At 54.4% G+C, this 25932-nt stretch carries 23 protein-coding genes; 9 read left to right on the top strand and 14 right to left on the bottom strand.

Annotated elements, in window-relative coordinates:
* Window positions 1-816 carry a PTS sugar transporter subunit IIA gene (locus NY406_RS07845; RefSeq protein WP_260533542.1) on the top strand — a complete coding sequence of 272 codons (816 nt, stop codon included), beginning with the start codon at window positions 1-3 and terminating at the stop codon, window positions 814-816.
* Window positions 817-1299: 483 nt separating this feature from the next.
* On the opposite strand, the gene NY406_RS07840 is transcribed toward NY406_RS07845, so the two are convergent.
* The 4 genes from NY406_RS07840 to NY406_RS07825 form a co-directional block, all read right to left on the bottom strand.
* Window positions 1300-1863, bottom strand: a complete 564-nt coding sequence (locus NY406_RS07840) for a molecular chaperone (RefSeq protein WP_260533541.1) — start codon at window positions 1861-1863, stop codon at window positions 1300-1302.
* A gap of 77 nt (window positions 1864-1940) precedes the next feature.
* Window positions 1941-2861, bottom strand: coding sequence for an NrfD/PsrC family molybdoenzyme membrane anchor subunit (gene nrfD, locus NY406_RS07835; protein ID WP_260533540.1), 921 nt, complete (start codon window positions 2859-2861; stop codon window positions 1941-1943).
* A gap of 17 nt (window positions 2862-2878) precedes the next feature.
* Entirely contained in the window at window positions 2879-3478 is a 600-nt protein-coding gene (locus NY406_RS07830) for a 4Fe-4S dicluster domain-containing protein (protein WP_260533539.1), read from the bottom strand.
* A gap of 18 nt (window positions 3479-3496) precedes the next feature.
* Window positions 3497-6283, bottom strand: a complete 2787-nt coding sequence (locus NY406_RS07825; protein ID WP_260533538.1) for a molybdopterin-dependent oxidoreductase — start codon at window positions 6281-6283, stop codon at window positions 3497-3499.
* Window positions 6284-6870: 587 nt separating this feature from the next.
* Here NY406_RS07825 and NY406_RS07820 point away from each other — a divergent pair.
* The 5 genes from NY406_RS07820 (at window position 6871) to NY406_RS07800 (ending at window position 9861) form a co-directional block, all read left to right on the top strand.
* On the top strand, window positions 6871-7320 hold the full coding sequence (locus NY406_RS07820; protein WP_260533537.1) for a DUF2127 domain-containing protein: 450 nt from the start codon (window positions 6871-6873) through the stop codon (window positions 7318-7320).
* 67 nt (window positions 7321-7387) lie between these two features.
* Window positions 7388-7966 carry an RNA polymerase sigma factor gene (locus NY406_RS07815; protein WP_260533536.1) on the top strand — a complete coding sequence of 193 codons (579 nt, stop codon included), beginning with the start codon at window positions 7388-7390 and terminating at the stop codon, window positions 7964-7966.
* Window positions 7967-7978: 12 nt separating this feature from the next.
* The gene (locus NY406_RS07810; RefSeq protein WP_260533535.1) at window positions 7979-8800 is read left to right on the top strand and encodes a hypothetical protein; all 822 of its coding nucleotides are present in this window, start codon (window positions 7979-7981) and stop codon (window positions 8798-8800) included.
* Window positions 8801-9098: 298 nt separating this feature from the next.
* On the top strand, window positions 9099-9347 hold the full coding sequence (locus tag NY406_RS07805) for a hypothetical protein (RefSeq protein ID WP_260533534.1): 249 nt from the start codon (window positions 9099-9101) through the stop codon (window positions 9345-9347).
* 322 nt (window positions 9348-9669) lie between these two features.
* Window positions 9670-9861 carry a flippase-like domain-containing protein gene (locus tag NY406_RS07800; RefSeq protein ID WP_260533533.1) on the top strand — a complete coding sequence of 64 codons (192 nt, stop codon included), beginning with the start codon at window positions 9670-9672 and terminating at the stop codon, window positions 9859-9861.
* Between the two features lie 139 nt (window positions 9862-10000).
* Here NY406_RS07800 and NY406_RS07795 read toward each other — a convergent pair whose 3' ends face one another.
* Window positions 10001-10306, bottom strand: coding sequence for a hypothetical protein (locus NY406_RS07795; protein ID WP_260533532.1), 306 nt, complete (start codon window positions 10304-10306; stop codon window positions 10001-10003).
* Here NY406_RS07795 and rnr point away from each other — a divergent pair.
* A complete protein-coding gene (gene rnr / locus NY406_RS07790) occupies window positions 10289-12586 on the top strand; it encodes a ribonuclease R (RefSeq protein WP_260533531.1) in 2298 nt (765 codons plus the stop codon). The two genes, NY406_RS07795 and rnr, sit on opposite strands and share 18 nt — an antisense overlap.
* A gap of 330 nt (window positions 12587-12916) precedes the next feature.
* Here the strand turns inward: rnr and NY406_RS07785 are convergent, their stop codons facing one another.
* The 9 genes from NY406_RS07785 to NY406_RS07745 all read right to left on the bottom strand — a co-directional run bounded on the left by NY406_RS07785 (window position 12917) and on the right by NY406_RS07745 (window position 18501).
* Window positions 12917-13567, bottom strand: coding sequence for an IS3 family transposase (locus NY406_RS07785; protein ID WP_260533530.1), 651 nt, complete (start codon window positions 13565-13567; stop codon window positions 12917-12919).
* A 187-nt stretch (window positions 13568-13754) separates the two neighbouring features.
* Window positions 13755-14594 carry an IS3 family transposase gene (locus tag NY406_RS07780; RefSeq protein WP_260533150.1) on the bottom strand — a complete coding sequence of 280 codons (840 nt, stop codon included), beginning with the start codon at window positions 14592-14594 and terminating at the stop codon, window positions 13755-13757.
* 64 nt (window positions 14595-14658) lie between these two features.
* Window positions 14659-14907 carry a transposase gene (locus tag NY406_RS07775; RefSeq protein WP_260533529.1) on the bottom strand — a complete coding sequence of 83 codons (249 nt, stop codon included), beginning with the start codon at window positions 14905-14907 and terminating at the stop codon, window positions 14659-14661.
* A complete protein-coding gene (locus tag NY406_RS07770; protein WP_260533528.1) occupies window positions 14876-15031 on the bottom strand; it encodes a hypothetical protein in 156 nt (51 codons plus the stop codon). Before NY406_RS07770 ends, NY406_RS07775 begins: the two co-directional genes overlap by 32 nt.
* Window positions 15032-15054: 23 nt before the next feature.
* Complete coding sequence (locus tag NY406_RS07765) at window positions 15055-15345, bottom strand: transposase (protein WP_260533527.1); 291 nt, start codon at window positions 15343-15345, stop codon at window positions 15055-15057.
* A 296-nt stretch (window positions 15346-15641) separates the two neighbouring features.
* The gene (locus tag NY406_RS07760; RefSeq protein ID WP_260533526.1) at window positions 15642-15995 is read right to left on the bottom strand and encodes a type II toxin-antitoxin system RelE/ParE family toxin; all 354 of its coding nucleotides are present in this window, start codon (window positions 15993-15995) and stop codon (window positions 15642-15644) included.
* Window positions 15992-16228: an addiction module protein gene (locus NY406_RS07755; RefSeq protein WP_260533525.1), complete on the bottom strand. Its 237-nt coding sequence runs from the start codon at window positions 16226-16228 to the stop codon at window positions 15992-15994. The genes NY406_RS07760 and NY406_RS07755 overlap by 4 nt, the downstream gene beginning before the upstream one ends.
* A 160-nt stretch (window positions 16229-16388) precedes the next feature.
* Window positions 16389-17768, bottom strand: coding sequence for a deoxyribodipyrimidine photo-lyase (locus NY406_RS07750; protein ID WP_260533524.1), 1380 nt, complete (start codon window positions 17766-17768; stop codon window positions 16389-16391).
* Between the two features lie 13 nt (window positions 17769-17781).
* Window positions 17782-18501, bottom strand: coding sequence for a type 1 glutamine amidotransferase (locus tag NY406_RS07745; protein WP_260533523.1), 720 nt, complete (start codon window positions 18499-18501; stop codon window positions 17782-17784).
* A 724-nt stretch (window positions 18502-19225) separates the two neighbouring features.
* Between NY406_RS07745 and NY406_RS07740 the strand changes: the two genes are divergently transcribed.
* Window positions 19226-20941, top strand: a complete 1716-nt coding sequence (locus NY406_RS07740) for a ShlB/FhaC/HecB family hemolysin secretion/activation protein (RefSeq protein ID WP_260533522.1) — start codon at window positions 19226-19228, stop codon at window positions 20939-20941.
* A 112-nt stretch (window positions 20942-21053) separates the two neighbouring features.
* Window positions 21054-25865: an autotransporter-associated beta strand repeat-containing protein gene (locus NY406_RS07735; RefSeq protein ID WP_260533521.1), complete on the top strand. Its 4812-nt coding sequence runs from the start codon at window positions 21054-21056 to the stop codon at window positions 25863-25865.
* Window positions 25866-25932 lie beyond the last annotated feature (67 nt).

Raw genomic sequence — 25932 nt, 5'->3', positions numbered from 1 at the left:
ATGCTGAAAAGCGTTCTCGATGCCCTTGAAGACGGGCGGCTGGTAGAGCTGCCGGATAACGACAAGAAAGACGCTCTGCAGTTTCTCGCCACGATGCTCGAAGCGGTGCCCTCGATTCCGCCGGGCACCGATATTGTCGAAATCGTGCTCGAACACGAGAAAACCTCCAATACTTCGCTTGGCGTCGGATGGGCTTGTCCCCACGCGCGCGTGGACTTCGACGGCGAGCTTTGCTGCGCCATCGGCTGGAGTCCGGCGGGGATCGATTACGGCATCGCCGGAGAGCCGCTCGTGCGACTGATTGTGATGTTTTTTGTGCCAGAAAACCAGCGCAATGTCTATCTCAAGGAGGTTTCGACGCTGGCAAGGGTGCTGAAAAGCAATCCGGAGTTTCAGAACCTTGAATCGATTACCGATTTGAGTCACGTGAGGAACACCCTGCTCGACATCGTGCATCAGGCCATGAGCGGGGATGGACGAAGCTATCGGGCCAGAATGATCCAGCTCGACGCGCTGACCAAAGGCGCGGCGGTTGCCGACCACTACCGGCTGGAGGGGATGCAGATCGACGCCTTGTTGATCGTTTCCGGCCCAGACATCGAACCGGTCATTCTGACCCAGAACGCCGAACTGTCAAAGCTTTCCGCCGAAGATACCCGTCTGGTAGCCGCCATCGCCTCAGGCAACCACTACGACCTTCAAGACTGGCAAATCATACGCCGGAGTACTACAGCTTACGCCGGGGAACGGGTGATTTATGATTGTCTGGCGATAAAATTCCGTCAGGGGAAGGGGACTCCCGGAGCTGGCGGATGAACGAAGACGTTTCTCTCGCCTTGATGTTCAGAATTTCAGCGCGATATGCGCTTCTGGGAATGAGGTCTTGATTGACTGGATCAGGAGGTCTTCGTCGAGGGTCCCGAAATTGTCGGCGCTCACCGGAAAACCGGCAGTATCGCTTCCCGAAACTGATTCATATTGCCCTTGACTGTTTTTCCTTTGTATTTCAACTCTCCATCATTCGGGTTCTGATTCCGAGTCCCACCAGAAGACGACCATTTGTTCCGACATTATTGCCCCTGTTTTGTTTTCGCATCCTTGACGGCTCCATGTTTCGTTTCAAATTGTGTGCCAAACAATCTATTGTCAGAAAACGCACGATTTGAGGCGGGCGTGTTGTGATCTCAGAGGTTTTTCCGATTTCATTATGCAAGCTTTTTCGGAGTACTGGTTTGCAATTTTCAAGGAAAACAGCACTGTCCGAAAAGCAAGGCAGGGGTTGCTTGTCTCAGCAAATGGTTACGCCGTCTTGCAATCTTTTGCCAGAATGTTCTCCATCACCTCCCCCAGGATTCGGTAACAATCCAGCTTCGCGCCCGCTTTAAGGTCGGCGATCAACTGAGGTATCCAGCGGCAGAGGTGTTGTCGCGTGAAGCGTTCCATAGCTTTACGGGTATCTTTGCTTACCGCCTTGTTGAGCGATTCTGCAGATGCGAGGAAGGCGAGGAATTCGAGTTCGGTGGCGAGGTGGTCGATGAGGCCCGGTTCGACCGACATCTCCCATTCGGCATAGGCGGCGGCGACGGCCACGGTGGCTTCGCCGTGCATCCGCTTTTCGAGATAGACTGATTCATACGGCGGGCAGACGGTGTGCGGGTAGCCGTTGATGAACAGGCGGGTGTACTCGGCTTGCAGCGCTTCGGCATCCTCCTTTTCAAACGCGGCGACGAGCGCTTGCAGCGGGTCGCGGTCGGCGTCGATTTTGCCGAGTGCTTCGTTGAGGGCCGGAATGAACGCCTCGTTCGGATAGGCGAAGCAGCGGCTCAGGAATTTGTAGCGGTAGGCTTTCTGGAGTGGCGTCATGATTGGTCAAACGATGGACGCCCGGTGATCCGTCAGTTGTCGGAAAGCCGGGCGTCGAAATTGAAGGATCGGGCGGTTTACCAGGGGTACTGGAACATGCCGGCCTTGAGCACGTAGATACGTAGCAGGTAGCCGCCGACGAGCACGAGGGCGCTGGCCAGAAGGATCGGCATTGTGGACTTTTTCTCCTCCGAATGGCCGCTGAAGAAGATGCCCCAGGTTTCGATGGCGAGCGGCACGAGCAGACCGGCGATGAAGAAGCCCATTATGAAGACCGGGCTGTGGAACAGGAACTCCGCCGAGGCGCGCGCGCCGGTGGGCAGGAACATGGCGAAGTTGAAGTATGCACCGAGAATGATGAGTTCGGTGACGATCAGCATGGCGTCGAGCTGTTCGAGCTTGGCGCTGATAGCCTGTGCGCCGGGGTTGCTGGAGAGCATCGAGAGCAGGAGCAGCCATGCCGCGCCGGTCGAGAATCCCGAAATAACGAAGAGCAGCGGCAATGCGGGCGTGTTCCAGAAGTTGATCGCCGGAGCCACCGAGATCAAGAGGCCTGTGTAGATCGCCACGAGGAATCCGGCTGCCGAGCCGCCCAGCGCGATAAGCTTGTTGAGGCGCTCGAGCAGGCCGAGGATTGGCGCGGGGATTTTCTGTATGATCGGCTGAAGCATCGGCCACTCTTCGAGCAGCGGAATCACATAGGCGATGGCCGCCACAAAGTAGAAGTTGATGAAGACGACGCCCCAGAATATCCACGAGCGCGGATTGGTCAGGGCGTAGATCGCTTTCAGCGGCTGGAGCATGTCGGCGAGCAGAAAGCCGGTGCCGACAACCAGAAACGCTATCGACGACATGACGGCGATGGAAAGCATTTTGCGGTCGCACCCCTCGAAGAGGTGAAGCACCGCGCTGATGGCGAAAGTCGCGCCGCCCAGACCGCCCAGAAACAGGTAGGTTGCGATCTGCCAGTGCCATACTTCCTGATGTACAAAGGTCATAATGAGTGCCCTCCTTGCTATGATGGGATGTAGAATACTTTTGGAGAGGTGCCGAGACCCTGGTTGAGTGCCTGCGCCTTGCCGCTTGCGGCGAGCTTGTGCACCTCGCTCTTGCGATCATCGAGGTCGCCGAAGATGCGCGTGTGCGTCGGACAGGTGGCGACGCAGGCCGGTTCGAGCTTTTCGGCGAGTCGCTGAATGCAGAAGGTGCATTTGTCAACGTGCGGCACCTCGTGCGTGACCAGTTTACCGTACAGTTCGCGCTCCCGGGCGACATCTTCGCCGTCGTAGGGGTAGCGGGCGTCGTACGGGCAGGCGATGCAGCAGGCATAGCAGCCGATGCAGCGGTCGTAGTTGACCAGCACAATGCCGTCCTTGTTCATATGAGTCGCCCCTGTCGGGCAGGCTGACAGGCAGGGGGTGTTTTCGCAGTGCATACAGAGGCGCGGAAGCTGCACCCGGCGTACATCGGGGAAGGTTCCTGTTTCCTTGTCCTCCACATGCGTCCGGAACTTCTCGCTCCAGAAGGGGGTCTGGTTTTCGGTCGAACACGCCGCCATGCAGGCCTGACAGCCGACGCAGGTGCGCATATCCATTACCATTCCATAACGGGCCATAGATAATCACTCCTTCATTTAACTGTTGACTGGCCTGACGCTGACCGTGAACTCCTGCGACATGAACGACGCCGCGATCGGCTCGATGCTGTAAGGCATCAGTTCGTTCAGGGCGGTGCCTTTGCCTCCGGCGACACTGAGCTTTTTGTTCTTGCTGCCGTAGGCCGAGGGCAGAAAGACCGTGTCGGGCCGGATCATTTCGGTGGTGAAGAGCGTCGCCTTTACCTTCGGTCCGTAGCGCAGGTTGGTCACTTCGACCTCCTGGCCGTTCGAGAGGCCGAGCGTTTTCGCTTTTGCGGCGTTCATCCACAACCCCATGAACTGTCCTTTTTTCGGTTCAGTGACTGCGGCGAGCAGCGCGTTATTGCTGTTGGTCGATGCGTGCGACACCACCGGCACCTTGCCGTAGGTGAAGTAGAACTCGTCCGCCGCGAGCGTATTCTTGTCGCCCTGATCCGTGAGGACGCGCGGCACGTAGCCGAGCACCGGGTTGAAGAGCGGCTGCTGGCCCGCCTGCTGCGCGAACGATTCGAGAATCGGGCTGAACAGCTCCAGTCGCCCCGACATGGTCGGCACGGGAAGCTTGCGCGGCAGGTTCATCTCCTCGACCACCTTGTCGGCATTTTTCAGCATCAGCAAGCCTTTGTCCCTGATGACCGCCTCGACCTCCGCGGCGCTCATCTCCCGGCCCGTCATGGTTCCGGAGAACTTGCCCATCGCCACGTAGGCGGTTTTGAGGAACGCCTCGTTGAGCGGTTTTTTCGCCCGCTGCGCGGCGGCCACTTCACTCCGCAACAATTGCGGATCAAGTCCCGCGTACTCGGCGATGCCGTCGAGGTACGGCTCAAGCCTGCCCATGCGGCGGGCGATTTCGCAAAGAATGTCGGTGGTGTCGCGCGTGTCGTAGAGCGGCTCGATGGTCCGCAGGCGCGTCGTGTAGCCGATACCCGTTTCGGGACCGAGCGGGTAGAGCAGCGGCTCGTTGCGTTCGAGATAGGTGTGGTTCGGCAGAATCACATCGGCGTAAAGCGTCGAGTCTGAGGGCAGCACGTCGATGGCTACCACCAGATCGAGATTTGGGCTTGAAAGCATCTCCTCCCAGCGCTTTGCCGGGAAGTAGTGGCGGATCGGGTTGGCGGCGTTCATGATGAGCGCCTTCATCCGGTAGGGTTCGCCGTTGAAGGTCAGCTCGCCCCTGACCGCTTCGTAGAGGCCGGCGTCGGCCATTGCGGGCAGGAAGGCCGAGGGCTTGCCCGCCTTCTTCTGCTCCATAGCCCAGGCGAACGAGAAGCCTGGCTTGCCATGCTCCCATGCTTTCGGGTTGGCGAAGATGTCGAGCAGGCCGTGAGCGAAACCCATGCCGGGGCGCTCCACCGGTGGCCCTTGATGTTCGTTGCCTTGCTGCAAGTTGTGCCACGCCTTTTCGGAGCGGTGGTGGTACTCGCCATTCATCAGCCAGCCGCCCGGCTTGTCGATGCCGCCGACCAGCGTCTGGATGATCGCCTGCAAGCGGCGCTGGCCGATGAGGTGGTGGTAACGTGCGCCCATCCAGCCCGGATCGACCATCGCGGGACGGGCCTGGCCGAACTCGATGGCGATGCGCCGGATCGTTTCGGCAGGCACGTCGGTGATGGCCGCCGCCCATTCGGGGGTGAAAGGTTCGGACTCTTCGATGAACAGGTCGAACACCGTCTTGACCGCGTGGCCTTTCCATGCCAGACCCGCCGGAGCGTTCAGCGCGGGCTGAATGCGTCCGCCGCCCGCCGCCTTCTCGTTGGTGTTGATGTAGCCCGGAACCGCGCGAATTCCGCCGCTGATCGAATCGAGCACGTAATATGACGACGGCTTGCCTCCGTTCATGTCGGCGGCAAGGTGCACCGCGCCGTTCTCATCCTTGTAGGCGAGGAACGGAGCGTTGGTGTGCTTCGAGACGAAATCGGCGTCGTAGAGCTTTTCGCGGAGCAGCGTGTGCAGCAGCGCGAGGAAGAAGGCGTGGTCGGTGCCGGGCTTGACCGGAATCCATTCGTCGGCCTTCGAGGCCAGCTCGCCCATGCGCGGGTCGAGGCAGACCACCTTCGCGCCGTTCTTCTTCGCCTGGCCGAAACGCACGGCGCGGGCGGTCGAAATCGCCGCCACCGAGGCGTTGTTGAGGCTGAAGAGGATGTAGCGGGCGTTCTCGAAGTCGGCGAGGATTTCGTCGTGTACGTTGAAGTTGCCGGTGACGAGGTCGGTGCCGAGGTGGCCCGCCGTGACGCAGTGCTGCAACGGCGAGGCGATGATGTTGGGAATCTGCATCGTCTGGCAGAAGGGGAGGCTGAAGTGCATGTACGACACGCAGGCTGTCCAGCCGCCGATGAGGCTCGTCTCCCACGGGTTGACCTTCTGGAGACGGCTCACGATGTAGCTGTAGGCCTCGTCCCAGGTGGCCGCGCGGAAGTTCCACTCGCCGCGCTTGCTGCCCGCCACGCGGATCAGCGGCTGCTTGAGGCGGTCGGGATCGTAGGTCTGGCGCAGCCCGGCCTGGCCGCGCGCGCAGATGCGTCCGCGATTGAGCGGGCTGTCGGCGTTGCCGTCGATCTTGACGATCCGGCGCACGCCATCGCTCTCTTTGGTCTGCACCTTGATGTCGCAGAACGAAGAGCAGAAGTTGCAGATGCTCGGCACCCAGGTGGTCGCGCCGCCCGCCGCCGCGCTTTCCGAAGTCGAAGCGGTCGCTAGCCCCCAGATTGGCCGCAACAGCGATATACCGCCGAGTACGCCAGCCGCCGCGAGAAACTGACGGCGTGAAATGATTTTTTTATGCATAAAACGTCCCTTCAGACAGATGGTTAATGCCGTAATTCCCTCACGGGAAACAAGAAGATAGCTGGATAGGGAGTATATCTGCCGAGTATACTTCAATAGCAGACGAGTGCTTAATATAGCGTCACGTGGAAAAGGTTGCAAAACTTATTTTTCTGGTAACTGATTTTTTCACAATTGTTTATTAGTTTTTCGCGTCGGTATTGAAGTATGTTGTGCAGTGATTTGTGAGTCAACAATCGTTATGGTTTCGGCAGAAAAACCGATATGTCCGGTATGTTTTTACCTATATAACGGTGACCACTATTTTTAAAAATGAAAAACAGCATAAACAGCCCGATTTTCATACATTTATTACCAAGCCGCTCCCTAATTCCAATGTTGAAACGGGGGTATGGAGTGCACGGGAAAAAACGTTCACCCGGAACGAGTGCGTGGATTGAAATGCATAAAAAGGTGATTAGATTGTCCCTGAATTCGTCTCGCCCTGAATGTGCGCCAAAAGGCAGGCCCGATGAATGATCATTGAAAATTCGGTACGGAAAATCCGGAACACATTGATTCGCAACTTGAAAGGCGGCCTCAGAGCCGTGTCGATATTCGAGGCCGGGAAAGGTATTCTGGTTTTGTCGCTGGCGCTTTTCCTTTCCACCTTCGTTTCCCGTGATCTTCCCGGTATCATCGCCGAGATCAAAACGCGATGGAATGTCGATCCGTCAAGTCACATTCCGCATTTGGCCAAGATGCTCATGCAGGACTTGACCGGAGCGCGGCTTCACTTTCTGATAATGCTTGCCGCCATCTATGCGCTCATGCGCTTTATCGAGGCGTATGGACTCTGGTTTGAAAAGCGGTGGGCCGAGTGGTTTGCTCTTGTGAGCGGCGGCATCTATCTGCCGATAGAGCTCTATGAACTTGCCAAAGGCTTCAGTTGGCTGAAAATGGGGATTCTCACGATCAACCTCATTATCGTTGCCTGCATGGCTTTGCTGCTGATTCGAGGCAAGAGTGTGCTGAAGAGCGATGAGGGCGGCGCGTGACCCCGGTTGACCTGTATTGAAAGATGGTGTGTCCGGATGGTTCAGTTTTTACGAATGTCAAAGCAAAATGGCAGGTTTTTCAGTCAATAGTCCCAAAGAGAGAAAGAGCGACCAGGAACTGGTAGCCGGGGTGCTTGAAGACAAAAAGCAGTTCGCTGCAATTGTGCAGCGCTACGAGGAGCCGCTGTTTCGCTATATCGTCCGCCAGGGAGCCCGTGACAGGGAACTGGCCAAGGATATCCTGCAGGAGGTGTTCATCAAGGTTTACCTTCACCTCAATGATTACGATGTTTCTTTGCCCTTTTCCTCATGGATATACAGGATCGCTCACAACGAAACCATCACCCATTTCAGAAAGGAAAAGAATCGCCCGCTCGTATTGGATAAAGGGGTCGATGACGAGTTTTTCGGGAAAATTGTTGATGATCTTGAACTGTCCCAGGCCGGAGGGCAATATGATGTATCCGATATTCAGACTGTCCTGGAAAGACTCGAGCCACGCTATCGGGACATTCTTGTCCTGAAGTTTTTTGAGGACAAGTCCTACGAGGAGATATCCGACATTCTCCAGATGCCTCAAGGTACGGTGGCAACGCTCATCAATCGGGCAAAAAAGAAAATAAAGGCTTTTCTCGAAAAGAATTAGTGCTGAACAGTCATGCCGAATATCAGTTCTGACAAGATCATCGATGAAATCGAAAAGAGGAAGGTTGTCCCGATTCCGCGCTGGCATTTCATCCTGAAGCGCTCGGCTTTCTGGGCACTCGCCCTGATTTCAGTCATCACCGGTGCCATCTCCATGGCAACGGCCATCTACGTGTTTTTCGATAACGACTACATTGTCGATCGTGCCGGTATCGAGCAGCTTTTCGAGCAGCGTCCGCTTGTCGAAGTCATCGTGCAGAGCATTCCCTATGTCTGGCTGCTCGCGCTGCTTCTGTTTATCGTGGCCGCTTACTACGGATTTCGTCACACCCGCAAGGGCTACCGCTACCCGATGGTTCGGGTTATCGGCGGCTCGCTGCTCGTGAGTTTCCTGTTGTGCGGCGTGCTGAATGTTTTTGATATCGGAAAGTACGTGCATCGCTATCTTATCGATAACGTAAAAGGTTACGGGAGTCTGGTTTATTCCAACGACGTGCTCTGGGCGCAGCAGGAGAAAGGGTTGCTTGGCGGCAAGGTGGTGCGCTCGTCGCCTCGCGGCAGCGTTGCCGTCATCAGGGACTACCGGTACCATTACTGGACGGTCGATATTTCCAGCGCCAGGGCGCATCCCGGCACGACTATCACTGTCGGCAAATATCTGAAAATCACCGGTCTCAAAACCGGCCATAGCACGTTCAAAGCCCTAACGATCCGACCCTGGGTCAAAAAGAGCCACCACCGTCATCCGAAAGCTCCAGAGCCGACTCCCGTGAAAAAGAGTCCAGCAACCGGCAAGCCAGCGTCACCGCCATCTCCCGCTCAGCAACCGATGTGAAACGGTGGCAAGGAGCGCCGTCGTGACTGGTGTACGTTATTCCTGAAACCATCGGGGTCGCACACCTTAATGTTCCTTCCATTCGGGTAGAGCGGAGTCTTTATCTCATTCAAATTCCATTGCTTAATGGGTTTCTCCCTGCGAGCGTCTTTGCTGCTGTGTGCTGTTTCAAAACAATTTTTGCGTCGGGAGAAAAATTTTGAAAGAAAACTTTTAGGGCCGCGTATCAACAGATAGGAATGCAACAAAGAGGCTTCCGAAAAACGCAACAATAAACAAACCCAGATAAGGAAAAACAATGAAAAAGCATTTCATCATCAGCATGATCGTTGCTCTTGGCATGGCTGGTTTCACCGGTGTCACTTTCGCTGCTGACGCTCCTGCCGCAAAGCCTGCCGCCGCTGCTCCTGCTGGCGAAAAGAAAGCCGAGGCTCCGAAAGCCGAAGCCAAGAAGAAGGTTGTAAAGAAAAGAAAGCTACCAAGAAAAAGGTCGCCAAAAAGGCTGAAGAAAAGAAGGCTGAAGAGGCAAAGTAAGCTCGATGCTTAAGCCGCTGATAGACCGGGTGAAGTGATGAATAATGTTATATAGTTATGGTTATGAGCATCCGGGTTATCTGGACTGCGGCAAATTGAAGGAGAGGCCCCTGAGTATGAGGGGCCTCTCCTTTTATATTTAATAGTGATGTAAGCTTCGTAAGCTTCTTTTCGAGAAAGTCGCTTTTTGTTACAGCCGCAAGGCGCTGGGCAATCGATGTAGGATGCCTGACATCTTTCGGTAAAGGATCGATAAGCGAAAGCATCGGGTTGTTAAGGGATTTTTCCTCAAACAGAGTGTTTGCATCTTCTCGCATGCCCAACGGTAGAATGGTATGGAGAGAAGCAAACACATCGCGCTGACTCCGCCGGGAAGTGGCGCCTTCGAGCTTACCTGCACCGGTTTGCTGGTAAGCCTGGGGACGAAGGTCGAAACCGCCTTGACGGCGACGCTGTTCTTGCGGGGTTTTACCGTCCGGATTCCCATGATTCCGGGTCTGCTCCTGACCAGAAGGGCGTTGCGATGATGGCTGTTTTTGTTATTAAAACAACCCGGCGAGAACAAGCCGGTCAATGAACGGGCATCGTCGGAAATATTATGGGTAACTCGCGTTTCGCAAGTTGTAACAATTAAATATGCCGGAAAAGGTTGTCATTTTGTTAAATTCAAAGCCTGTTTTTCACTCCCGTTCCTGTATGGCCGGACCAAAGGCCGAGACTGCCAGGTAAGAATGCCTGGCAATATTCGTAAATTGCATCCATGTCAACAGTACCGGCGCGATGGTATTTTGCGTTCTGGATTGTGACGAGCAGACGAGTTATTCCCATGACATCGTGAATATATTTGTACCAATCTTTCAATTGTAATTGAGTGGCAAGACAACGTAAGACGACCAAAACACGTCCCGAGAAGAAAAGAAAAACAGACCGTCCAGGCAGGATGGCACGGAAAAGGTGCGGGCGAACGATCATATTCTGATCAACGAATTTCTCTTCAGGCGCGGCGAAACTTCGCTCGGTGCCGAGATCATTTCATTTCTGACCGACCACGAAGGCGAGCGTTTCCGCTCGGTGGAGCTTGCCCGCAAAATGGGCTACGGAGAGTCTCGCCAGCTTCCGGGTTTCTGGTACGTTCTGCACAAGTTGCAGGAAGAGGGCGTCATCGACAAGGACAGCGACCGCTGCTACGGCTGGGCCGGTTTCGAGGCCGATACCTATGAGGAACACCTCATCGAGGGGCCACACTTTCCGCAACCCGGCAAGGAGCGCTACAAGGTCGATCAGATATACACCGGCAAGCTGACGACCCATCCGAACGGCTACGGCTTTGTGGATGTCGATGGCTTCGACGACGATATTTTCATCAGTGCCGACATGCTTGGCCAGTCGCTGCATCTCGACCAGGTCGAGGTGCAGGTCACCAAAGTACCCGAATCCTATGCTTCGCGCCAGTCGCCGCATCAGCGCTGCGAAGGCCTCGTCGTCAACGTGATCGAACGCAGGCTTGTGACCGTGGTCGGCACGCTGCACCGCGAGAATCGCCGTTTCCTGCTCAAGCCCGACCAGCGCAAGATTCTGCCCGAGATTCATATTCCCCTCAAGGCGGCCAAAAAGGCCAAGGCCGGTGACAAGGTGCTTGTCGGAGAGCTGGAGTTCCTCAAGAGTGGCGCTATTCAGGCCAAGGTTATCGAGATTCTCGGCACGGCGGGCGAATCACAGGTCGAGGTGAGCGCTATCGCTCGCGGTCTTGGCATCGACGAAACCTTCGAGCAGGAGATCTTGACCTTCGCCGAAAAGGTTCGTGAAGAGATTACCGATGAGGATCTGCAGGAGCGGCTCGACATCCGCGACAAGAATGTTTTTACCGTCGATCCGGTCGATGCGAAGGATTTCGACGACGCGCTCTCCATCGAGACGCTTGGCAATGGCGGCGGCTACCGGGTCGGCGTGCACATCGCCGACGTGTCGCACTATGTGCCGGAGAATTCGGCGCTCGACAAGGAGGCCCGCAAGCGCGCCACGTCGGTTTATCTCGTCGATCGCGTGATTCCGATGCTGCCCTCCCGCCTCTCCGAAAAGGTGTGCAGCCTTAATCCGGGTGTGGATCGCATGGCCTTCTCGGTCTTTTTCAACATCACCAAAAAGGGTGAGGTCACGAAGTTCGAGTTCCACAAGACGGTCATCCATTCGAAACGCCGCTTCACCTACGAAGACGTGCAGCAGATTCTCGATGCGGGCAAAGGCGATTATTTCGAGGAGCTGCAAGCGCTCGAAAGCCTCAGCAAGACCCTGCGCGCGCAGCGCATGGAGTCGGGCGGGCTTGATTTTGAAACCGAGGAGGTGCGCTTCAGGCTCGGCAGCAATGGCGAGCCGATCGAGGTAATCAAGAAAGAGCGGCTCGAAAGCCACCGCTTGATCGAGGAGTTCATGCTGCTGGCCAACCGCACGGTGGCCGCCTACCTGACCGCCCGATACGCTGAGAACGAAAAGAATCCCCATCCGGTGCTCTACCGCGTGCACGGCGCTCCGCAGATGGAGCGGGTGCAGGTGTTGGCAAACTTCGTGCGCAAGATTGGCTTCGACCTCAAGCTCGACCGCAAGGGCAAAGACAGCACCACGGTGTCGTCCAGAGCGCTGCGCGAACTCTTGCAGAAGGTGCGCGGCACCAACGTCGAGTTCCTCGTGAATGAGCTGGTGCTGCGCTCCATGTCGAAAGCGGTCTATATGTCGTCCAACGACGGCCATTTCGGCCTCGGTTTCGAGCACTACACACACTTTACCTCGCCCATCAGGCGTTACCCGGATCTGGTCATACACCGCATTCTGTTCGAGTACGAAACGGCGCGCAAGAAGCGCCGCAAGGTCACGCCCGAAAGGCTCAGCCAGATCAGTGCGACCATCACCGAGGTCTGCCAGATCACCAACGAGCGCGAGAAAATCGCCACCGAGGCGGAGCGCGAGTCGATCAAGCTCAAGCAGGTCGAGTACATGTCGGCGCATCTCGGCAACACTTACGCGGGCGTCATCACCGGCGCGACCGAGTACGGCATTTATGTACGCATGACCGATTTTGCTATCGAGGGTCTGGTGCACATGCGCAACCTCAAGGATGACTACTACGAATACGACGAGGCCACCTACTCACTCGTCGGCAGACGCAAACACCGCCGTTTGCAGATCGGTCAGCGCCTGAAAGTCAAGGTGCACGAAGTCGATATGACGAGAAGAACGATTGATCTCACGTTGGCGTGAGGTAGAATTGGATTGGTTGGGATTGATGCGAAAGCCGGGCTGTGAAGTCCGGCTTTCTGCGTTTTATGGGGGACGGTGAGGACGCGTGGATTATCGTTTTCATTTCCAGGCAATTCAGCGAAGAAGCTATGTCAAGAAATTCAGGATCATTCACTGAGTTATCACTGGTCTAACGCCTGAATTCAGAGGTGTGCCTGGCTTGGTTGATATGTTTCTTGCAGCCTGTTTCCCACGAAGACTAGCAGAAAAGAGGACGACGGTATGGCAATAGCGAATGCACTTGAGGTACTCCCCAGTTATAGGACAGCTATCGAGAGAAAATAAGTTTGTTCATGCGGCTTTCGGAATCAGTCGTTTATTGGCAGAATAGACTTTTGCCGGAACCTGACCATCAAGCGCTTTGTGGCGACGAACCGTGTTGTAGTCGTTGAACCAATGCTTCAGACCTTTGTAGAGTTCGAGACCATCGGCTGGTGGGTTCAGGTAAATGTACTCATACTTGACGCTCCGCCATAACCGTTCGATGAAGACGTTGTCAATTGCTCGGCCTTTGCCATCCATGGAGAGTGCAGACTTGGACTCTGTGATGACGGCTTCGGCAAAGACCTCGCTGGTGAACTGGCTGCCCTGATCGGTGTTGAGAATCTTGGGTGCCCCGTGCAACCGCACGGCTTCAAGCAAGACCTCGGCACACCATTTGGCATCCATGGTATTCGACACCGACCAGTTCAGCACATAGCGGCTTTTCAGGTCGATGATGGCCATCAGGTACATGAATCCATGGGCCATCGGCACATAGGTGATATCAGTTGCCCAAACATGGTCGCTGTGCTTGATCGCAAGTCCCCGGAGCAGATACGGATAGACCTTATGGCCCGGCGCCGGTTTCGAGGTGTTCGGCTTGGGGCCGATGGCTTCCAGACCCATAAAGCGATAGAGCCGCCGTACCCGTTTGAGGTTGATCTTGTAGCCTTTGTCCATACTCAGCCATTTGCCACATACGGTAAACGCCGTAGTATGGCCTCAGCAGGTACTGCTCATCAATCAGCCCGCATGAGCTCACGATTCAGCTTCGAGGTCTTTATCGGCTGATAATACAGGCCTGATCGGTGGATCGAATGAGGTACTCCCCAGTTATAGGACAGCTATCGAGAGAAAATAAGTTTGTTCATGCGGCTTTCGGAATCAGTCGTTTATTGGCAGAATAGACTTTTGCCGGAACCTGACCATCAAGCGCTTTGTGGCGACGAACCGTGTTGTAGTCGTTGAACCAATGCTTCAGACCTTTGTAGAGTTCGAGACCATCGGCTGGTGGGTTCAGGTAAATGTACTCATACTTGACGCTCCGCCATAACCGTTCGATGAAGACGTTGTCAATTGCTCGGCCTTTGCCATCCATGGAGAGTGCAGACTTGGACTCTGTGATGACGGCTTCGGCAAAGACCTCGCTGGTGAACTGGCTGCCCTGATCGGTGTTGAGAATCTTGGGTGCCCCGTGCAACCGCACGGCTTCAAGCAAGACCTCGGCACACCATTTGGCATCCATGGTATTCGACACCGACCAGTTCAGCACATAGCGGCTTTTCAGGTCGATGATGGCCATCAGGTACATGAATCCATGGGCCATCGGCACATAGGTGATATCAGTTGCCCAAACATGGTCGCTGTGCTTGATCGCAAGTCCCCGGAGCAGATACGGATAGACCTTATGGCCCGGCGCCGGTTTCGAGGTGTTCGGCTTGGGGCCGATGGCTTCCAGACCCATAAGGCGATAGAGCCGCCGTACCCGTTTGAGGTTGATCTTGTAGCCTTTGTCCATACTCAGCCATTGCCACATACGGTAAACGCCGTAGTATGGCCTCAGCAGGTACTGCTCATCAATCAGCCGCATGAGCTCACGATTCAGCTTCGAGGTCTTTATCGGCTGATAATACAGGCCTGATCGGTGGATCGAAAGCAGGTCGCACTGGCGTTGCATGCTGATACCGCTATGTTCTTTCTCAACCATGGAGCGTCGTTCCGAGAGCGATTTTACGACTGCAATTTTTTTTTGAGCCAGTCGACCTCAACCTTCAATTGGCCGATGGTTTTGTAGAGTTCTTCGCTCTCCTGCTGATAATCCTGCTCGGTTTTCCTAGCCTTTCACCTTTCGAAAAGACATCGGAGACCTTGTCGAGGAACTCCCGTTTCCATTGAGTGATCTGGTTCGGATGAAGCTCATGCTTCTGGGCGAGTTCTGCCATGGGAAGCCGTTCACTGAGGGCTTCCAGGACGACCTTTGTTTTGAATTCAGGCGTAAACTTGCGGCGTGTTTGTTTCATAGTGACGTGGGTGGGTTTTTATATTATCGCGTGTTGAACCAGCCGTCATATTTTTGGGGGGTATTTCAGAAAGCAGGTCGCACTGGCGTTGCATGCTGATACCCGTTTGTTTTTTCTCAACCATGGAGCGTCGTTCCGAGAGCGATTTTACGACTGCAATTTTTTTTTGAGCCAGTCGACCTCAACCTTCAATTGGCCGATGGTTTTGTAGAGTTCTTCGCTCTCCTGCTGATAATCCTGCTCGGTTTTCCTAGCCTTTTTACCTTTCGAAAAGACATCGGAGGCCTTGTCGAGGAACTCCCGTTTCCATTGAGTGATCTGGTTCGGATGAAGCTCATGCTTCTGGGCGAGTTCTGCCATGGGAAGCCGTTCACTGAGGGCTTCCAGGACGACCTTTGTTTTGAATTCAGGCGTAAACTTGCGGCGTGTTTGTTTCATAGTGACTGCTGGGTTTTTGTTGATCCAATTTAACCAGCCGTCCTATTTTTGGGGAGTATCTCAATATTCGCGCTAGATTAATCTGAATAAGAAGCAGATTTTTAATTTTCAGTCAATATAAAAAGGCATACAAGCAGTGCTCTAGTTATTTTCAATTTTAGCACCCCTGTTTCAGGGTAAAAAAGAAAAGATCCTGCTTCAAACCTTTCCCACGCCTGAGCAAAGACTTCATAACCCGGAATTGCCTGCACTTTACCAGATTGCAACTCCGCAAGACGACGTTTTACCTCTACAGCTCATTTTTTGTCAATTTCTGATTCCGGCTGATTCATTTGTATCCGGTGCTTGTTAACTGATTTCATTTTTCGTTTTATCCAGTAAACAGGTTTTCGGTGGCTGTGAGCAATGGCGAGAATCCATAGTGTCTCCTGATGAATAAGGTAAGCGATATAGTATGGGAAAACCTTGAGATTGATACGACGATAACCACCGATACGAATTCGAGGAGTGGCCGGATTGTTCAGAATCCAACGAACGTGCTGGTCAACCTCAGTCTTCATTTTCAGCCCCAGCCCCGGCTGCTGTTCCTCGTAATATGCGATTGCGTCATTCAGCTCCTCAAATGCTTGTTGAAGGAATATTTTCTTCATGACGCAAATCGTTCATCAATTTTTTTCATCGCTTCATCATAGTCCAGACCTATAGCGGTTCCTTCATTGACAGCAAGTACTCTGTCTGAAATTTCCTGTTCCCAGGCAGCATCAGTATCATTTGTATCCGAAGAGCGATTATCGAGAAAAAGAAGAAACCTTGCAATTTCCAGACGGTCTTTCTTTGGTAGTCTGATTAACTCAGTAGTAATGTCTTCAATTGTTCGTTGCATTTTTCTCTATCCTGTTTGCTGTTCTGTCTCTATGGCTTCTTTCCTGGAAACCAGGTTTCAGCAGTGGCTCACACCTGATTTCCTGTCTTCACTTGGCTTTTCCAGTTTAACGGTAAAAGTTAGCGGAAAATTTCCAATCCGACCAATCGCCCCCCTTACCTCAGAACAATGTAGTCTGCGACTTACCGCTCATCTCGGCGATGTAGCGGGGGACGTCGAATTTGCGTTTGCAGCCGTTCGAGTTCATGTAGCGGATGGTGCCATAAACCGGGCGTTCTGTCCAGGGGCGGTCGTGGAGGCCGCCGATTGACCAGGCAACGCCGACGTAGCCGTTGGGATCGCGTCCGTCGAGGGCGTAGCGGTCGTTGAGCATGAGCGCGATATCGAAGGCCGCCGCCGGGGTTGCGCTCCATTCGAGAATCTTTTTGGCCCAGTACATGCGCATGTAGCCGTGGATGATGCCTGTTTCGAGCAGCTGCGTCTGGGCGGTGTTCCAGAGTGGATCGTGGGTTTGCGCCCGCTCGAACTGCTCCGGCGTGTAGATGGCGTCGCGGCGGTCGCCAGCGTGTTCCATCAGCGTCTTTTTTGCCCACTCCGGGATACCGTCGAACGAGTCGTACTGGTCGTTGTAGTAGCAGTAGTTCTCCGACAGCTCCCTGCGGATGAACAGCTCTTCGACGAAGGCCTCGCGGTTGGCTTCCGAGGCTTTGCTGCGGAGGGCCTCGAAGGCGGCGTGCTGGGCGCTGAGCTGGCCGAAGTGCAGGTAGGGCGACAAGCCTGAAACCGCGCCGGAGTTTGGATCGTTGCGCTCGTCGGCGTAGCGGCTCAGGCGGCCATCGACGAAGTCTCGCAGGTGCAATTCCGCTGCCGCTTCGCCCGGCTTCAGAGCGGGCACGGCTTTGATTGAACGGTCAACCTTGAGCAGCGATTCCATCGCATCCCACTCCACCGGCGGCGGAAGCTTGTCAGGTTGATGCCGGAGTTCCGGTTCGGGGAAGTCTGTCAGAAACTCCTCGCGCAGGGCGTTGAGCTTCGGGCGGATCGTGCGCGCGGCGTACTCCTGCCTTGGCGAGGCGAGCCAGCAGGGCACGATGTTGTGCGCATCGACTTCGTAGAACGCGCACGAAAGCTGGGGAGCGACTGCCTGCTTCCAGCCGCGCACCAGCTTCAGCGGCGAGAAGTCTGCGATGACTGCTCCGGCGTTCCGGTTTGCGGCATGCTCCGGCAGCGTTTCGCCCGGCTCGCCGTACAGCACGGTGAGCGCAACGCCCATCTCACGCAGTCTCGTTTCCACTTCACGGAGTCCCCGGAACATGAAATCGTAGTGGCGCATCGGCGCGCCGAGAAAGCCGGGAGCGAGCGTGAACACCACTTCGAGCGGTTGCCTGAGCTGGTTGGCTTTCCGGCAGGCGAAGAGCAGCGCCCAGTTGTGGCGTACGCGCTGGTCGCGCGACATCCAGTAGATCACCGGGCCGTGCCGGTTTTCGAGCTGGTTCAGGCGTCGCACGCGACGCTCGTCGGTAGCTGTCTGGGTTGTCATTACGTCGCTTGACTCAGGATTTGACAAGGCCGGTGACGGCGAGGAAGTTCAGCAGAATCGCCCGTCCGGTCTCGGCGTACCCGGCGCTGATGGCCTCGAACTCGGTGAGCAGCTCGTCGCGGTTCATCACCTTCAGGTCGGCGTCGATGCCGATCCAGCTCTCGAACATCGCGGGCGTCATCTCGAAGTGGCATTGCAGGCCCCACGCGTTGCTGCCGACCCGCACGACCTGATGCTTGCAGCCGCGCCCCTTGGCGAGCAGCGTCATGCCATCCGCCGGTTCCACCGTTTCGCCGTGAAGCTGAAACACCCGCAACCGCTCCGGCATTCCACGGAACAGTGCGTCGTGCTTGCCCTCGTTGGTCAGCTCCACCATGAACGGTTCGCCGTCAGGCTCGCGGAATCCGATCTCTTTCTGGTGGCACTTCACCACGCTGCCGCCGCGAGCTTTCACCAGAAGCTGCAAGCCGAGGCAGATGCCGAGGTACGGCACGCCAGCGTCGAGCGCCTTCTCGATCAGCGCCAGTTCGCCGGTGATCTGCGCGGTCTCGTCGTTGGCGCTCTGCGGCCCGCCCAGCACCACCATGCCTGCGAATCCTGCTGGATCGGGGGCATTTCCTCCTTTTGAAAGATCACAAAGCTCAAAACCGATGGTGTGTTCAGCCAGCAAATCCTCGAGGATTCCCGGACCTTCATGGCTGATGTTCTGAATGATGAGCACTCTATTGTTCATAACATTTTCTTTTGGTGATGACCGGTTTTATTTCAGGGGAGTGTATAAGGCACTTTGAAAAAGTGTCATGAGTGCGACTTGTCGGGAAATGCGGATCAGGCGGAGAAGCCGAGGTGTGTACATGGTGTCTATATGAAGATTTCCACCAATCGCCGCAACCGGATTGCTCAATACGTTTTTAGCTGTGCCATAGCTACAAAGATAGCTGTTCGCTGTCAATGGATTCATAAGAAAATCTCAATGCGCCGGAGCCATTATTGTGCTCGCCGGGATAGGGTTTTCGACCTGCGGGTAAGGCCGGGCAGGCTTGCCAGAGCGTGGCAGAGATCATTTTCAAGGTCGTGCCCGGCCACAAACAGAGGGCTTGTGAGTTTATTTTCACAATCAGAATACCGGATTTTTGGTCAGCGAACCTGCCTTTCGATGTACGGATCGATGCGTTTTCATGCCGGGAGTTTGGTGACTTCCGTGATAAGATTATAAGGGTGACTCCGACGTGCCTGCTCCGGACAACGATATCAAAACGTCCTGTTTTTCAAAAGGTTATGGTGCCCGTGGCGATGGCCAGGCCCTTTGATACGAGCTTATTTTTTGTGTTCGGTGAACTTTTTGTATAAAAAATATATTATTTGCTTTGTTTCTGGCTCGTATTATCCATACCTTATGTATGAGAAGTTAATAATCAACTATTTCTCGACCACCTCTCTAAACCCCTTTTTCACTGATGAGAACACGAATAATCGGATTTGGGTTCGCGGGGCTGTTGCTTACCGCGGGTACTCTGCAAGCATCACCGTTCGAGCCGTCTGGCGATGCAGGTCTTCTTCTGCGCGAACCGGAGTCGCAGCGAATGCTTCCCTCCGAACAGCTGAAGAGGCCTGAAGTGGAGGCCTTTGAGGAGGGCGCGCAAGATAACGGAATGCGTATCCGTGTCAAGGGGTTCACCTTCAGGGGATACGAGGGGGTTATCAAAGAAAATGAGCTGAACGATATTGTCCGCCCTTACGTGGGGAAGGATCTCTCTTTCAGTGATCTCCAGGGTGTGACGGCGAAGATTACGTCGCGTCTGAAGGATGCGGGGTATTTCCTGTCGTGGGCCTTTCTCCCGAAGCAGGATATTACCTCGGGTATAGTCATTATCCAGATCCAGCAGGGCAAGAGTGACGGCACCGTATACTACAATATGGAAAAAGCCCCAAGGCTTCGTCAGTGCGTGGTCGAGAAGATGTTGGGCGATTCTGTCTCCAAAGGCAAGGTTATGGATGAGAGGGCCTTCGAAAAAGCGGTTGTGCTGATGAATGACATCCCTGGTGTCATCAGCGCCAAGGCGGCCCTTTCCTCCGGATTGTATTCCGGAACGAGCCAGATAGAGATGGCGGTGGTTGAAGGGCCTCTGGTGAAGGGAAGCTTGTCGGAAGACAACTATGGGAACCGTTATACAGGGGCGTGGCGCACCAACGCCCAGGTGTCGCTGAACGATCTGAGCGGATGCGGAGACCAGCTGAATTTTGCAGGCACCTATTCCGGTGATTTGAGGCAGGGAAGAGTCAGCTACTCTTTTCCGATCTTTTACAGCGGCCTCAGAGGGCGGATCGGTTACAATGTCATGCATTACAAAATTGGCCAGGAGCTGTCGGCTTTCGGGTATGAAGGCGGGAGCCACGGATTCGATGTCGGGTTCGACTATCCGGTCATAAGGACCCGGAAAGCTATCATGGTCGCGTCGCTCGGGTATGCATACCAGGAGATGACAGATGATATAAAAGACGTTACCTACCGTAAGAGGAGAACGAACGATGTGTCCGTTGGCCTGAAAGGGGAACGTTGGGATACGCTTCTTGGAAACTCATACACCTCATTCCGGGCGTTTGTGACGCTTGGCAGTCTGGAGCGCCCTGTAGACCTTTTGGGCCCAGAGCTTGCAGAGACCGGCGGTTTTTCGAGATTCAATTTTAGCGTAACTCATCTTCATCATCTCGGCGACCGTGCGACAGTGAACCTCGCGTGGACTGGGCAGCTTGCACCACAGAACCTCGATACGAGCGAACAGTTTTCACTGGGCGGCCCCTATGGAGTAAGGGCCTATCCGATTGGTGAGGGAACGGGCGACCAGGGCCAGTTGATCAATCTTGACCTCCGTTACAACATACCGGTGGATTCACTTCATGGCAACGTTCAGCTGTGCGGCTTCTACGATGCAGGCCAGACCCAGTTGCATCATGACCCGGATGGCCCTATCTCGACGGCAACGGGAAAGAACACCTACTGGCTGCAGGGCGCAGGCGTCGGAATCAATTACAATTACTCTTCGAATTTCAGCGTCATGGCGAGCTGGGCGCATGCGATCGGCAAGAATCCTGGCAGGGACATCTACGGCAACAACTATGACGGCAAGGACGACCGGAGCCGCTTCTGGCTTCAGGCAGCGCTCTTTTTCTGAGTCACCGTTGGCCGCAAGGTGAGGTGACGGTTTTGTAGTGCTTTAGTGAGAACAATAGGGGAGCTGTAGTTTCGAGCTCATCAGGCTTGTCAAGAGATAGAACAATACGACAATGAACAAGATATTCCGCATTATCTGGTCAGCGGTGAAAGACAAGTGGATCGTCGTGTCCGAAAAGAGTTCGGCAAAGGGCGCTCCTATGTTCACCATCGGGGGCATTATAAGCCTCGCAGCATTAATGGCAATGTCATCGCCGGCTATGGCCCTCGATGCCGGAGCCTTACCTACTGGTGGTCAGGTCGCGTCGGGTAGCGCGACTATTTCCACCAGCGGCACCCAAATGACGGTCAACCAGTCGAGCCAGCAGCTCATCGCCAACTGGAGCACCTTCAACATCGGTCAGGACGCTTCCGTGAATTTTGCTCAGCCGAATTCCACTTCGGTTGCTCTCAACAGGATTGCTGATCAGAACCCCAGCCAGATTCTTGGCACGCTCACGGCGAACGGCAACATAATGCTCGTGAACCGCGCAGGGGTGATGTTCGGCAAAACCGCGACCGTGAATGTCGGTGGCCTTATTGCTTCTTCGCTTGATATATCTGACAGCGATTTCTTTGCCGGAAACTACCAGTTCACCAACGCTGGCGCAGCCGGCGCGGTGGTCAATGAAGGATCGATCACGGCAGCCAATGGCGGCGTGGTCGCCATGATAGCTCCGCAAGTTACCAACAACGGAACGATCAGCGCCCCTTCGGGCAGCGTTGCCATGATGGCCGGTGACCAGGTTTCGGTTCAGTTCCTGGGTGACGGCATGATCAGCTATACGGTCGACAAGGGTACGATTGATGCCCTTGCTGCGAACAACGGCCTGATTCAGGCTGACGGAGGTCTGGTGGTGATGACTGCCAAAGCCGCCGATGCGTTGATGAAGTCGGTGGTCAACCAGACGGGTATCGTGCAGGCTACAGGTATGAAGGAAGATGGCGGCCGGATCATTCTCGATGTAGATGGTGGCCAGACGACTGTTTCCGGTACGCTGGACGCTTCGTCTGCCGAAGGCAAGGGCGGATCGGTTGTTGTCACGGGTGATAATGTGCTGGTGCAGAACGGCGCAAACATTACAGCATCCGGTGCTACGGGTGGCGGCGAAGTGCTTGTTGGCGGTGGCTACCAGGGCAATAATGCCAATGTTCGGAATGCGCAGAATGTGACTGTCGAATCGGGTTCGACGATCACCGCCGACGCAACGGATAATGGTGACGGTGGCACAGTGGTGCTGTGGTCTGATCTGGCGACTGCTTTTGCTGGCAGCATTTCGGCCGAGGGCGGCCCGAACGGTGGGAACGGCGGATTTGCCGAGGTCAGCTCCAAGCAGTACCTCGACTACACTGGTTTTGCATCGTTGCTGGCTCCACAGGGAGACGTGGGCACTCTTTTGCTGGATCCTCACAGCATAGCTATTGTGGGCTCCGGGACGTCGACCCCTGCGGCCGATTATTCATATCTTACCACTGCTTACCTTAATAACCAGCTTGCAGGGGCAAATGTTACTCTTTCGGCAAGCAACGATATCAATTTCCTTGCCAATCTGACATACACGGGTGCCAATAATAGGACGTTGAATCTTTATGCTCCTACCATTGCATTGACCGGTAACGGAACGAATTTTACGATCGACTCCAGTACTGCTAACCTTAACCTTGTGTTCGGTAAATCTACATCACAGAGGACGCTTCTGCTCGCCGACACATCGATTAACACGCATGGTGGCAATGTCACATTCAACGGCAACGTCGGTGGTGACCACTCGCTGACCATAACTGCGGCGCAGACCACCTTCAATGATGGGGCTACAGGCGGATTTACGGGCAGTTATTGGAGTGGAAGTACAACCCCACAAGAAAATCCCTACACATTTAGTTATAGGGGTGCTACGTATAATCATAGTACAATAACAGTTAATTTTACTAATGCGACAGTTACTTCTACTCATAATGGGAGTACAGTGCCAGTAGTTTTCACCGTCAGTGATGGAGGTACGTTTTACCCAGGCAATGTTACCTTTGAGGCTGGTCATTACATTGATTTGCCATTTGGAGGAGGAACAAACCCTACAGTAATAGGGCCGACGGGGACGCTTACGAAAGGTACCGGTCCTGGAAACGGTGATTATTACATTACAAGCAGTGGTTCTGGCTCGGAGAGTAGAATTGTATTCAATCAAAAATTCGTTGTATCAAGCATTAGCTATTGTCAGAAAGACGCGAGGTCGCCTTACATTGATGGCAACTGGCTTGCTCAGTTGCCCAATAATGTCGACTATACGGCACCAGTACTGACCTCGCTTACGGTTAACGGACCTACCAATATCACGGGGAACATTACGACCACCGAAGACCAGACGTATAATGGCAATGTGAATATTGTTGGCAAAAATTCGGTGTTGACAGCAAGGGATGTTAAGATAAGTTCCGCGAGCTCAGTGGTTGATCTGAATACCTATAACCTGACTGTGAACAATACCGGCAATCTCAGCTTGATAGCCGGGCCGATCATCGACACCGGTTCGCTGACCAAGGCCGGTACAGGTACGCTGACGCTGACGGGTAACAACACCTATAGCGGCACGACCACGATTAGCAATGGTACGCTGCAGGTCGGCAATGGAGGCACGAGCGGTACATTGGGCACGGGCAACGTGACTGATAATTCCCATCTGGTGTTCAACCGTTCTGATGCTTCCAGCTACGGTGGAGTGATATCGGGAACAGGAGACGTGACCAAGAATGGAGCCGGTACGCTGACGCTGACGGGCAACAATACCTATAGCGGCCCGACCGCGATCAATGCCGGTACGCTTCAGGTCGGCAATGGCGGAACAAGTGGTACGCTGGGAACCGGTCTTGTGACCGACAATGCGAATCTGCTTTTCTACCGTTCCGATGCTGTTTCCCTTGGTACGCTGGCTGGCGGAGGTATCGTTGGCACAGGCGATGTCACGGCCGACATCGGTGGCAACTTCACCATTGATCGCAATATCGCCATGACCGGTTCCGGTTCAGAGGTTACTCTTGCATCGAGAGGAGGTAACGTCTCTATCGACGGCACACAAACGGTCAGCACCTCATCTACTGGCACCATTACAGTCTACTCCGGAACGCCGGATACGACTAATCTGTTTGCTCGGATGTCGGGCCCGGATAAAGATGGCCTTAAGTACAAGACCTATGGCGTCACGTATGGAGTCGGAAGTCAAACGATTCACACAGGCACATATAACTTCTTCTATCGTTCCACGCCGACCCTGACGGTTACGCTGACTGATACGAAGACTTATGACGGCACGAATACGCAAAATAATCCTCAGCTTGTAAGTGTTGTTCCAAGTGTTAACGACGGAGACTCATTTGGTGCCCTTGCTTATGGTGATTTAGTTACGAGCGCGGTCACATTTAGTAGCGTTAATGCCGGTAATGGTATCCCATTGAACTTTACCGTTATCGATAACGACGTAACACCGATCGTTGTCGACAACTGGTCTATTTCCGGATACGATGTGCAGGGCGCAGGCACTGGCACGATCAATAAGGCCCCGTTGACGATCACGGGCGGAACGACGAGCCACCAGTACGATGCAACCCCGTATACCAACACCTACAGTGTTTCTGGAACACTGTATGGAAGTGATGCGGTTACTGGCGTATCAACTCTGGGCACGGGCACGAATGCTGGTACGTACAATGACAATCTGACGTCGGCGACGGGCAATGGACTGAGCAATTACCAGATCAGCTACGTGAATGGATCGCTGACGATCACGAAAGCTCCGTTGACGATCACGGGCGGAACGACGAGTCACCAGTACGATGCGACCCAGTACACCAACAGCTACAGTATTACAGCTGGAGAGCTCTATGGAAGTGATACGCTGACCGGCGTATCTACACTGGGTACGGGCACGAATGCTGGTACGTACAATGACAATCTGACGTCGGCGACGGGCAATGGACTGAGCAATTACCAGATCAGCTACGTGAATGGATCGCTGACGATCACGAAAGCTCCGTTGACGATTACAGCCAACGATGATTCCAAGACCTATGATACGGTTGCCTACACTGGCGGTAATGGCGTTCAGTATAGTGGCTTCGTCGGCGGTCAGGACTACACTGTGCTTGGAGGAGTGCTCTATTACACAGGCAGTAGCCAAGGGGCTGTCGACCCAGGTACCTATGCTATAATTCCAGCCGGGCTGACATCTTCGAACTATGATATCACTTTCGACGATGGTGTCCTTACGATCGAGCAGGGACTTAATCCATTTGATTTGGTCGAACTGACTCCTCCTGGACCCGTTATTGTGCCGGAAAATGTCATTGGGCCCAAAGGCTCGAATCCTATAGTCAATACGACAGGTATGGATTTCGGCAGCTTCGCGGAACTGACGACAGGAAGTGCAGCTGAGCTTATTGCCGCAGGTGAAAGCACCGGCGGAGGATCGCCTTTTGAGCAAGGTGGCGAGGTCAGGACGGTAGCGATGACCAACGAAGGTGAGGTGGCTCCATCGGAAATCACCACAGGAACGGTAGCTGAGACCAATGCTCAGGTGATTGTCAAACTGGTCAGAAATGCCGAGGCTGGCAAGCCGGGCTTGGTCGATGTTCTGATACCTGAGGAGATGCTTCGCAGTGGTTCAAGTATTACGTTTGAGCTTCCGAAGGAGGTGAAGGTTGTGTTACTGAACGGCAATGGAAAGGAAACCGTGAAATTGGAAAACGGTCAGTCTCTTCCTGCATGGATGACCTACAACAGCGGCAACAAATCCTTTACCGCGATCAATCCGCCTTCAAATGCCTTCCCGTTGAAGGTCAAGATCACAGATTCTTCGATGCGTAGTTGGGTTGTTGACGTTATGGTGCGTTAACAGGGTGGTATGGATACCTGCGTAGTAAAGAGAATGTCCCGGTAAAACCGGGACATTCTCTTTTTTT

It is taken from the genome of Chlorobaculum sp. MV4-Y (assembly GCF_025244685.1).
Taxonomy (GTDB): domain Bacteria; phylum Bacteroidota; class Chlorobiia; order Chlorobiales; family Chlorobiaceae; genus Chlorobaculum.
Note: the sequence above shows the minus strand (reverse complement) of the source record. Positions and strands in the feature narration are given on the sequence as shown.